This window comes from Cyanobacteriota bacterium, from assembly GCA_025054735.1.
Classification (GTDB): Bacteria; Cyanobacteriota; Cyanobacteriia; order SKYG9; family SKYG9; genus SKYG9.
Genome location: JANWZG010000149.1, coordinates 1 through 8,632, shown reverse-complemented (window position 1 = coordinate 8,632; position 8,632 = coordinate 1). Strand labels below are relative to the sequence as shown.

Sequence of the window (8,632 nt, the reverse complement as noted above, 5' to 3'; positions counted from 1 at the left end):
ACCATGCACCTCGGTTGGGGATCAAGCTGGCGTTATAGGTGCGGCGGCCATTCTTATCGGTCTCAGACTTGTAGTAAACTCCAGGACTGCGGACAATCTGGTTGACGATGACACGCTCTGCACCGTTGATGATAAAAGTACCCCGATCGGTCATCAAAGGCAAATCGCCAATAAACACCATTTGTTCCTTGATCTCACCCGTCTCCTTGTTGATCAGACGAGTAGGAACATGAATTTGAACCTGGTAGGAACTATCACGGCGCTTTGCTTCATCAACGGAATACTTAGGCCACTTAACCTTATAATCTTTGCCAATGAAGCTCAATTCCAGCTTGCCAGTATAATCAGTTATAGGCGAGAAGCTCTCTAACTCCTCGATCAGTCCTTCTTCCAAGAACCAGCGGAAGCTGGCTCGCTGAATTTCGACCAAGTCTGGTAAAGTAAATGCGGGAGCAAGGGAATTTTGATTAGTCATGCGTCTTCTGCTGGGTTACGCCTATGGCGGAGTCGTAGTTTACAGGGAAAAGAATCTTCTGTCAAGATTTTAAGCCGTCCTCTTTGTAAAGATTTGCAATGCTGTCAACACTGCTGCCAGGCATTGCTGCTAGAGAGCAACCTACAAAAAGCCAGCTTGAATAGCCAAGTCTTGATGGTGGTTCCCATGGTATGAGTCTAAGGGTTGAGCATTGAGCTTGAACAGTCGCATAGCATTGTGAGTTGTTTGTTGAGCTAAAACATCGACCGTTACCTTGCGTAAGGTAGCAACATGTTCAGCAACGTATCGCACGTAAGCTGGTTCGTTGCGTGGGCTACCTCGCTTGGGCACAGGTGCTAGAAACGGGCAGTCGGTTTCAATCAGAAGCCGATCGTCAGGAACTAATTGAGCTGATGCCTTAATTTGACTAGCATTCTTAAATGTAACCGTTCCACTAAAACTAATATAAAGTCCCAAATCTAGGAACGATTGGGTTTCCTCAGGTGTACCCCCCCAGCAATGCATAACGCCTGATAAAGCCGTTAACTGATGCTCAGCCATAAAGTGTTGCATCAGGTCTAACATTTCAGCCGCAGCATCTCGACAGTGAATGATAACGGGTAAATTCAGAGTGTGGGCAATCGTCAACTGAGCTATGAATGCCTCGGCCTGCTGAGAATAGTTATCAGCTTTGTAGAAATCTAGGCCAGTTTCTCCAATAGCGACAACGCGACTATCTGACTGTGCCAAGGTTTTAATTACAGAAGCGGTCTCTGCTGTCCATTGGTGGGCATCAAGGGGATGCAACCCAACCGCGAATGATAACTCTGGAAAGCGATCAGCAAGCTGTTGAATACTTTCAAACTCAGAAGGTTCAACGCAAGAATGAACTAACCGCACCACACCAGCTTCACGCCATCGTCGAGCAACAGCGTCAATATCGTCCCGAAACACATCAAAGTTGATATGAACGTGGGTATCAATTAGCTGCATAGTTGACAAGCCACTACCTCAATTGAGTCACAGCATGGACTGCTAGCAAAACTAACTATGGTCAGACGTTATGCCCGTACCTGTGCAGGCTGGATAAATTCCAATGCAAGCGGACTAGTATCGAAACCAAATGGCTCATCGAACTGTAACCGAAGTCTTAAGCAGAATTCTCTTCGGTGACTGTATCTCCTGCAACTGTATCTTCTGCAACTGTAGCTGTTTCAGTTGGCGAACTAGCAGCCTCTGCCCTACCCGAAGCATAATCGCCAGTACAGCGCTTTAGCAGCTTGGAAAGACGAGACTTCTTGCGTGCACCGTTATTTGGATGTAGCACACCGCGCTTAACAGCTTTGTCTATTTTGCTAAAAGCAGCCGAAACTCTGGCTTGCACCTCTTGCATGTGCTCAGATGTCGGAGCCTTTATGTAGTTGTCGGCAGCTACCACGCACCGCTTTGTCAATGTTCTTACAGCCGACTTATAGGCTTTGTTGCGTAGGCGATTCCTTTCTGCAATTTCAACACGCTTAGCAGCTGATTTGTTATTTGCCACAGTTGTTCCTAGCTGAGTCAATAGTGTTCCAAGCCTTTCAAGTATACAAAATTTTTTTGATTTTTGACATTTTTTAAGAGAGATAACTAGGCTAAGATTGTGAATCTCTTCTGTCTCGTTTATATATACTGAGTGATTGGGCAATAATGCATTGAGCATTGTGCCACATTAGGGCAGTGGTTCAGGTTCAAACTCGAGGTGACACTGGGTATTATGCTGAAATAACCATGGCTAATCGCGTGTTGCAACATTAAACGTGAATTATCTTCATAAGTACTGATTGTGAGTGTAACTTCTCTGAATCCACCGATTCCTGATTCACCAGCACCCTCCATTCCACTGGTGTTGGCTAGCCTCTCGACGCCTGAGTTGGCTGACGATTACTGTCCTCGTCGTGCCAGGATGCAAATTGATCTACTCTTGCTGGCGATCGAAGCCTTAGTGATTGGGGGTTCAGAGGCATTTTTGCAAGTAGCTGATGAATTAGAACTCCGGGATATTATTAAGAATCGGGTAACGCTTTGGCAGTTGCGAAGCACAAACCCTATGCGTCGTCTTGGTCAGCGGCGATCGATGACATTATTGGAAGCAAAGGCCTTGGTGGCGATCGTGTGCAATTTGGCTAAACGCTTGGTAGTCACAATTCGGCAACTTTTAATTGACTATCAACAACTGCAAGATAAGCAAATTCCTTTAGAGCATCATCTGCGCCTGTCAGATTACATCAGTCGATTTCGCAGCTACTTTCGTGCCCGCATGAATCCCCGTCGTACTGGAGCCTATGCCTCTGACGAAGAGTTGCAGCAGCTTGCCTTGACAATGTTGGGTAAACTGCTGTTTTGCACAGGCACCTTTGGGATGCAGCGCCTTTGGATTAGCTTGTTTGATGGAGAAGTTGAATGACCATTCCACCGAGAAGGTACAGCCTGCCGAACTGCACACTCGTGCTGGAAGGGATCGGCAGTTCTGAGGAAGCCAATGGCATAGTTAATGCTCGCCCGTTGATGTCAATGCTAACTAGTGTGGAGTGTCAGCTTGAAGGTCAGGAGGAACCCTTACGGGGCGGCTCAGAGTTTTTCCAAGCCCTTGTTGTGGCGGTGAGTCGCTATGCCCAACAGGTACTTAGTGGCATTGCGATACCGCCTGATCAGCAACCGCAATCGCAATTAGTCACGATCACGCCAATCGCTCTTAATCGGCATCGACTGGTGGTCAACACCCAAGCCCATCGCCAAAACAACGAACAAGGCTCTGGGGTGAATTCTGAGCATAGTCGTTCCATAGATTTGACTACGGTACAACTGTTTGACCTAGTGGAAGCGATCGATCAATTTCTGGCCGACGATCGCACTCTTCCAGGATTGACTGTGCCCCTAGCGCCAGTATCTCGACGATACCTGCCTGATGATGGCAGAACCCTAGAGCGAACTATGCCAGCGGTGATTGGCATTTCTGGTCTAGCGTTAGCAGCACTTGCTTGCTTCTATATGCCTATTCCAGAGGTGCAACGTCCCAAGGATCCGATTCCTACCCCAACGGATACAGAAATGGTGCCTTCAGGCATAACGCCTCAGGGCAAGCTACCGAGTTCACCCAACCGTGAAAATACGGGCATAAATACTGCACCTATCCCAACGGTGACTCCAGTGCCAGCCGCACCCACGTCTAATCCGTCTTCATCCCTTGCGCCCAGTAGCAAAGACCCAAGTCCACCAACTGGGGTATCACAGCCGCAACCTATTAATCCAGATGTTAGCTTGAAGGCACCAGCCATTACGGATTCAGCAAAACTAGATCAGCTCCGGCAGCAACTTGCTAGCAAGCTGGCGCAGGAATGGGCACCATCCTCCGATATTGGGCAAGATTTGACCTATCAAGTGACCGTAGGCAGTGACGGTGCCATCATTGGCTATAAGCCTGTGGACGATATTTCGCGCATCAAAGAACAAGATGTACCACTGTTGAACTTGCTGTACTTGCCGACGACTGGAGGACAGGCAAACCCAGAGGCGATCGCCCGCTTCAAGGTTGTCTTCAAACCGAATGGCAAGTTAGATGTCAGCCCCTGGCAGGCTAACCCTTAGTGATGAGGCACTAGTTGACTATGACCATTCGAGTAGGGCTAGTTGGCACAGGATATGCTGCAAAAGCAAGAGCAGAGGCATTTCAAGCAGATCCACGTGCCCAAGTTGTAGCGATCGCTGGGCATACGCCTGAAAAAACGACGGCGGTTGCCGCAACCTTTAACTTAGAAATTGCTCCCACGTGGTTAGACTTGGTGCAGCGCAGTGATGTGGAATTAGTGGTTGTCTGTACGGTTAATCGAGATCATGGGCCGATTGTGCAGGCAGCACTAGCCGCAGGAAAACACGTAGTTGTAGAATATCCCCTTGCTCTAAACGTTGCCGAAGCAGAAGCTCTCATAGCTCAAGCTCAAGGGAGCAAGCGATTGTTGCATGTGGAACATATTGAACTGTTGAGTGGCATTCATCAAACCATTCGCCAGCATTTGCCCCAGGTGGGAATACCATTCTATGTACGATCGGCAACTATCAATCCTCAGCGTCCTGTGGGCGATCGGTGGACGTATCGACCAGATCTATTCGGTTTCCCATTGATTGCAGCCCTAGCGCGGCTATCTCGACTGATTGATTTATTTGGTGCCGTCGCAAATGTAACATGTCAAACCCGCTATTGGAGCCATAACAGGCAGTGCTATTCCCAGTGGCCAGATCCTACAGTTGCCTATGCTGCCTGTGTATGTAATGCTCAACTTCAGTTTGCGAGTGGATTACTGGCTGATTTGTCCTACGGAAAGGGAGAAACCTTCTGGCACCCTAGTCGTGTGTTTGAAGTTCAGGGAGATCAGGCTGCATTGATTATGGATGGGGATGATGGCAAGCTTGTGCAAGCAGATGGAGTAACAGTATTGGCAACGAGCAGTCGGCGGGGTCTGTTTGCCCGCGACACAACGCTGGTGTTAGATTATTTGCTAGAAGGCAAACCGCTGTACACCAGTGCAGTAGCCAGCCTGTATGCGTTACGAGTTGCTGCTGCAACCCAACGAGCAGCAGACAGTGGGCAGCTTACAGGTGTGCAGTGACTGTTGTTGCAGGTTATTGCGGAGTGCTATTTCAAGCGACGATCGCTGAGCAATAACTGCTCAAATCGCTCAGCAGAAACGGCTGGACTAAATAGGTTACCTTGCATTCTGCTACACCCGTGCTTGCGTAGGAAGTCCAGTTGCTCTTGGGTCTCTACACCCTCAGCTACAATAGTCAGCTTTTGGCTTTGGGCAAGGGCAATAATGCTACTGACGATTGCGGCACTACTGCTATCGTTGGGGAGATGATTAACCGTAGAGTGGTCAATTTTGATCACGTCGATTGGCAACTGGTGCAAGTAATTCAGTGACGAATATCCAGTTCCAAAATCATCAATAGCGAGCTTGATGCCCAACGCTTTAAGCTGCTGCGATGCAGAGATAGCTAGATCTAAGTTTTGCATGACGCTGACTTCGGTGATTTCCAGGCACAGCATGTCTGGTTGCACGCCCATCGTCTGTACGGTAGAAGCAATGTACTCAACCAAGTGATCATGCACTAGTTCAGCCGCCGAGAGGTTAATGCACATCGTCAGCGGGAACATAGTTGTGCGTTGCCATGAGGCCAGTTGAGCACATGCTGTTTGAATCACCCAACGACCAATCAATACCATTTCACCGCGATCTTCTGCCAGCCGCAGAAACTGGGCTGGTGTAATGATCCCCAGCCTAGGATGCTGCCAGCGCAGCAGTGCTTCAGCCGCTACTACCCTCCCTGTGATTAAATTAACCTGAGGCTGATACCACAAAGCAAACTCGGATTGCTCTAAAGCACTGGTGAGACTTGCCTCTAGCCACTGGCGCTGCTGTTGAAGCACGGCACTTTCGGCATCGTACAGCCAGCATTGATTGCTGCCCAGTTGCCTCGCATGGCGCATCGCCAGATTAGCGTACTGTAACACCTGATTCGCGGTATTCCCATGGGTGGGGTAGAGGGCAATCCCAGTTGAGATTTGAAGTGTTAAGCATTGACTACCAAGTTGGTAGGGTTGAAGCAATTGCTCATGCACTAAGTTGATGGTGCTGACAATCGTCTGAGGGTGCATCTGCCGCATAATCACTAGACAAAATTCATGGCTGTTCAGGCGGGCGGCAATGTCGCGCTGACCAATACTGGCCACTAGGCGATTCGCAAACTCTTTTAAGAGCCAATCACTAGTCACATCACCAACTTGTCCAGCTATGTACCGCAGGTTGTCGAGACTTAACCACACAACGGCCACGATCGGCTCTACAGAAGCGCCGTGAGCTAGGTTGTCACTGGTAATTTGGGCAGCCCGGCGTAGTGTCTCCTGTAGACGTTCATAGAGTTGGATGCGGTTTGGTAAATTCGTTAACGGATCCATATAGGCCAATTGGGTGAGGCTAGAAGCGGCTTGCTTCATTTCAGATTCGTAGCGCTGAAAGGCTGCCGCTTGTTTTTGCAGGCGGGCTGCGATCGCGTCGCTCAACTCTTCACTAGTAAATGGCTTGGTTAGGTAATCATCTGCCCCTAGGTTCATGCCTCGGCGCACATCACTACGATCGGCCTTAGCACTCAGAAAAATAAATGGGATAGAGGCAGTGTCTGCATTGTCGCGCAGACGCTCATAGACCTCATAGCCATTTAGTTCTGGCATCATGATGTCACAAAGAATTAGATCCGGCAGGTAGGTTGCTGCTAGCCGCAGTCCAACCTCCCCGTTTTCTCCTGCAATCACGTGATAATTTAAGCACTCCAACGTTTCAACGATTTCTTGTCGCAGGGCGGCAACGTCTTCGATAACAAGAATTGTCTTCTGTTGCTCAGGTGTCATGTTCTTATCTCCCAATAGCCCAGCTCAAGAAGGTTGCATCTTGCTGGTAAATACACGGAAATATACAAAAAATAAAGCTATAATTAAGACATCCTTTGATACTATAACCCTGTTGGCAAGCAGACGGTAACAGTTGTGCCTTGTCCGAGTTCGCTTTCTACGGCGATCGTACCACCGTGCAGGTCAACCGCTTGTTTAACAATCGCTAACCCCAATCCTGTGCCAGGGAGATTACCCACATTGCCAGCACGGAAAAAGTCCTCAAACAAGTGCTCAATGTCCGACTGAGCAATGCCAATACCTTGATCGGCTACCTGAAGGACAATGTGGTCAGTCTTGTGAATCAACCGAAGGGTTACGGCTCCACCTTGAGGTGAATATTTCACAGCATTTGAGAGTAAGTTGTTCACCAGTTGCTTTAGAAGTGCTGGATCCGCCAAGATGGAAAAAGCATCTCCCTGACATTGCAACTCGAAGGTGTGGGTTTGTCCAACTAGTAATTCAGCCTCTTGCAACAAATCCCGGCAAAAAGTGGCCAAATTTGTGAGAACTGGCTTAAAGCGATATCGTCCCTCTGATACTTTGCCTAGCAGCAGCACGTCTTCTAGTAAGCGAGTCATGTGTTTAACCTCAGCCTGAATTTTGTCTAGGCGCTCTTGTTTCTTTTCTTCACTGAGTTTGTGCCCAAACCGTTTCAGCAAATCACTGGCGGCAAAGATAGTTGCCAAAGGGGTACGAAATTCATGGGAGGTGTTGCACACAAATCGCGTCTTGAGGTTGTTGAGTTCGCGCTCCTGTTCCAGGGCTTTGAGCACCTGCTCCTCGGCCACGTGACGATCGGTGACATCAATCATAGAACCGATGCATTCTAGCGGTTGACCTTGGTCATTCGTAATCATGCGCATTTCATCACGAATCCAGCAATAGCTGCCATTTTCATGCTGTAGACGATACTCCAAAACTAGGTGATGTGTAGAGGTGAGCTTGGTCAAGTTGGTTAGCACAGGTTGCCGATCGTCAGGGTGAATCAGTGACACCCAGGTATCAGTGTTGTGAGTAAATTGAACGGAGGTCCACCCTAGTAGGTGACGAATGTTAGGGCTGATAAATACGATCGTCGTTAAGGTTTCTGGTCGGCGAGTATAGATGACCGCAGGGCTAGAGGCTAGCAGATATTGCAACCGGTTTTGAATAGCGCGAAGCTGTTCTTGGAAGATCTTGCGCTCGGTAATGTCAAAGCGAATGGTTAGATATTCCACAGGCTTACCTGCACTGTTCAACAAGGGCACAACCGTTGTGTCAGTCCAATAGATACTGCCGTCCTTTGCACGATTTTCTACCTCACCATGCCAGACACGGCCATTCATCACGTGATCGCGAATCGATTGCAAAAATTCTGGAGCTTGCTCTATGCCAACTGCTGCCTGATAGGGTTTACCTATAATTTCAGCGCGACTATATTGGCTGACTTGACAAAATTTGCTGTTCACGTAAGTAATGATGCCCTTATCATCTAGACGAGTCACCATGGCAGCTTCGTCCAAGGCAAACTTTTGTTGCTCAAGTTCTTGCACAGTGGTCAGCAGTTGAATTTCAGTTTGACGACGCTCTTTTAGCTCAGTCGAAAGTTGGAGGTATAAATCAGCCTGCTGAATGCCTACCCCCACGTGTACCGCTAACTTTTCCAGAAAATCGATCTCCCATGCTTGCCAATG

At 48.5% G+C, this 8,632-nt stretch carries 8 protein-coding genes; 3 read left to right on the top strand and 5 right to left on the bottom strand.

What is annotated here, in order from left to right; translation table 11 throughout:
• The 3 genes from NZ772_08900 to rpsT all read right to left on the bottom strand — a co-directional run.
• Positions 1–475, bottom strand: a 475-nt coding sequence (locus tag NZ772_08900; GenBank protein MCS6813670.1) for a DNA-directed RNA polymerase subunit beta, incomplete at its 3' end; no start/stop codon positions are given.
• 141 nt (positions 476–616) lie between these two features.
• On the bottom strand, positions 617–1,468 hold the full coding sequence (locus NZ772_08895) for a TatD family hydrolase (protein ID MCS6813669.1): 852 nt from the start codon (positions 1,466–1,468) through the stop codon (positions 617–619).
• 157 nt (positions 1,469–1,625) lie between these two features.
• Positions 1,626–2,018, bottom strand: coding sequence for a 30S ribosomal protein S20 (gene rpsT / locus NZ772_08890; protein ID MCS6813668.1), 393 nt, complete (start codon positions 2,016–2,018; stop codon positions 1,626–1,628).
• A gap of 282 nt (positions 2,019–2,300) precedes the next feature.
• Here rpsT and NZ772_08885 point away from each other — a divergent pair, with 282 nt between their 5' ends.
• Genes NZ772_08885 through NZ772_08875 form a run of 3 tightly spaced genes read left to right on the top strand, consistent with a single transcriptional unit; the run spans position 2,301 to position 5,121 of the window.
• Positions 2,301–2,921, top strand: a complete 621-nt coding sequence (locus tag NZ772_08885) for a DUF3038 domain-containing protein (GenBank protein MCS6813667.1) — start codon at positions 2,301–2,303, stop codon at positions 2,919–2,921.
• On the top strand, positions 2,918–4,102 hold the full coding sequence (locus NZ772_08880) for a DUF4335 domain-containing protein (GenBank protein ID MCS6813666.1): 1,185 nt from the start codon (positions 2,918–2,920) through the stop codon (positions 4,100–4,102). Before NZ772_08885 ends, NZ772_08880 begins: the two co-directional genes overlap by 4 nt.
• 20 nt (positions 4,103–4,122) lie before the next feature.
• A complete protein-coding gene (locus tag NZ772_08875; GenBank protein ID MCS6813665.1) occupies positions 4,123–5,121 on the top strand; it encodes a Gfo/Idh/MocA family oxidoreductase in 999 nt (332 codons plus the stop codon).
• 26 nt (positions 5,122–5,147) lie between these two features.
• Here the strand turns inward: NZ772_08875 and NZ772_08870 are convergent, their stop codons facing one another.
• Together NZ772_08870 and NZ772_08865 are read right to left on the bottom strand one after the other, a co-directional pair.
• Positions 5,148–6,917 carry an EAL domain-containing protein gene (locus tag NZ772_08870; protein ID MCS6813664.1) on the bottom strand — a complete coding sequence of 590 codons (1,770 nt, stop codon included), beginning with the start codon at positions 6,915–6,917 and terminating at the stop codon, positions 5,148–5,150.
• A gap of 101 nt (positions 6,918–7,018) precedes the next feature.
• Positions 7,019–8,632: PAS domain-containing sensor histidine kinase (locus NZ772_08865; protein ID MCS6813663.1), on the bottom strand; the 1,614-nt coding region annotated here is incomplete at its 5' end.